This window comes from Candidatus Aminicenantes bacterium (assembly GCA_026393795.1).
Classification (GTDB): Bacteria; Acidobacteriota; Aminicenantia; order UBA2199; family UBA2199; genus UBA2199.
Genome location: JAPKZL010000312.1, coordinates 1 through 1753, shown reverse-complemented (window position 1 = coordinate 1753; position 1753 = coordinate 1). Strand labels below are relative to the sequence as shown.

The 1753-nt window shown below is 57.6% G+C and carries 2 protein-coding genes; both read left to right on the top strand.

Features of this window, described 5'->3' with window-relative positions; translation table 11 throughout:
• Nucleotide 1: 1 nt before the first annotated feature.
• A complete protein-coding gene (locus tag NTW95_15175) occupies nucleotides 2-1009 on the top strand; it encodes an alpha-ketoacid dehydrogenase subunit beta (GenBank protein ID MCX6558747.1) in 1008 nt (335 codons plus the stop codon).
• 337 nt (nucleotides 1010-1346) lie between these two features.
• The coding region (locus NTW95_15170) for an NAD(+)/NADH kinase (GenBank protein MCX6558746.1) at nucleotides 1347-1753 on the top strand (407 nt) is incomplete at its 3' end.

The following is a 1753-nucleotide window of genomic DNA, read 5'->3' as shown; positions in this document are numbered from 1 at the left end:
AATTATTACTTACCGTGAAGCTATCAATGAGGCCATCCGGATAGAGATGCGCCGGGACTCCGCTGTGATTCTGATGGGCGAGGACGTGGCGGGCGGTGCGGCTACGCATCTGGAGGAAAAGGGCGAGGAAGCGTGGGGCGGTGACCTGGGCGTCACCAAGGGCCTCGTCCAAGAGTTTGGCCGGTCGCGCGTGCTCGACACACCCATCAGTGAATCGTCGTTCATCGGTGCGGCCGTCGGCGCGGCTTCCACCGGCCTGCGCCCCATCGCCGAGTTGATGTTTGTAGACTTTTTAGGTGTGTGCTTGGATCAGATTTTCAACCAAGGCGGCAAGATGCGCTACATGTTCGGCGGCAAGGCCAAGGTGCCGATGGTGATCCGCACGCTGTACGGTGCCGGCTTTCGCGCAGCCGCCCAGCATTCGGCTGTGCTGTATTCGATCTTTACACACATGCCAGGCCTCAAGGTCGTCGCGCCTTCCACGCCGTACAACGCCAAGGGCCTGCTCATGGCGGCCATCCGCGACGACGACCCGGTGATTTACATGGAGCATCTCGTACTCCTCGACTCGTCGGGACCGGTGCCTGAGGGCGAATATATCGTCCCGCTCGGCAAGGCCGAGATCGCCCGCCCCGGCAAGGACGTGACCGTGGTCGCCATCGGCCGCATGAGGCTGTTTGCCATGCAAGCGGCAGAAGCTCTGGCCAAGGACGGTATTGACGTTGAAGTTGTTGACCCGCAAAGTCTCTCACCGCTGGACGAAAGCACCATTCTCGAATCGGTCAAAAAGACTCACCGGCTGGTGGTTGTGGACGAGGGCAATCCGCGCTGCAGTGTCGCCAATGACATTGTCACGCTGGCCGCTCAGCAGGCATTTGCCTACCTGGACTCGGCGCCGCGAACGGTCACGGCACCGCACACGCCGGTACCATTTAGCCCTCCGCTGGAGGATGCCTATATTCCCAGCCCGGCCAAAATCGGTGCCGCAGTCAAGGAGGCTGTCGCATAACTATGGTTGTCACTCAGCTATCAGTTTTTGGCCAAATACACCTGACGCGCTCAGGCTGACGGCTGATAGCTGAGTGCTTTTAAGGGCAATACCGCCCAAGTAACTCATGCTTCCATAAAACTTGCATGGAGACATTCGAAAGCTCCGGATGTAATCTACGGAGCGGAGCATTGAGACCTTTGAAAAATACCCCTACTTTGTCATTCCCGCGTAGCCGGGGATCCAGAAGGTCTTGAAAGGACTGGATTCCTGCTTTCGCAGGAATGACGATTTGCCGAATTTCAGGAGTAATTCAAAGCTCTCGCATTGTAAAGAGAACTTTGAAGAAAGACACTTCATGTCGCATGTAGGGATCATCGCCAACCCGGCTTCTGGTAAGGACATTCGCCGTCTGGTCGCCCATGCGTCTGTGTTCAGTAACAACGAAAAGGTCAACATCTTGCAACGGGCGCTGCTGGCCCTGGACGCCATTGGCATTGATCGGGTGAGCATCATGCCCGATTACTACAGCATCGGAGAAAGGGCGTTGGATGGGTTGAGACTATCCTCGCTGCGCGCCGACATTCTGGATATGCCGATGACATCAACCGACGAGGATTCGACTACGGCGGCAAGGCGGCTGTGCGAGATGAACGTCGGCAGCATCGTGGTCTTGGGCGGCGATGGCACTAACCGCGTCGTTGGGAAAGGTTGCGGCTGCGTCCCCATCGTCACGATCTCTACCGGCACCAACAACGTCTTTCC